Source organism: Cupriavidus consociatus, assembly GCF_017814975.1.
Lineage (GTDB): Bacteria > Pseudomonadota > Gammaproteobacteria > Burkholderiales > Burkholderiaceae > Cupriavidus > Cupriavidus consociatus.
Map to the genome: position 1 here is coordinate 1 of NZ_JAGIQA010000187.1, position 344 is coordinate 344.

Below are 344 nucleotides of genomic sequence, written 5' to 3' on the forward strand. Positions count from 1 at the left end.
TGGCCGAGCCGCCGCGCGCCGCCGCGTACTGCCTCGACCAGCCGTGCATCGAACGGCTGCGGCGGGAAGTACACCACTTGCTGCAGATCGATGGCGATGCCGCTGCGCGCCGCCAATGCTGCAACCTGCTCGTGCAGTGCCGCGTCCATCGCGGACAGCACCTTGTCGTCGCCCGCGCGCAGATCCACCGTCATCGTGACCTTGCCGGGGATGACGTTGCGCGAATCGGGATGCACGCCCAGGCAACCCACCGTGCCGCGGCCGTGCGGGGGATGCTCCAGCGCGATGCGGTTGACGATGCCGACCAGCTCTGACGCCGCCAGCAGCGCATCCTTGCGCAGCGC

At 70.1% G+C, this 344-nt stretch carries 1 pseudogene; it reads right to left on the reverse strand.

Annotated features, from left to right (window positions below):
* A pseudogene (locus tag J8I82_RS40010) lies at positions 1–344 on the reverse strand (Zn-dependent hydrolase); the annotation flags it as partial.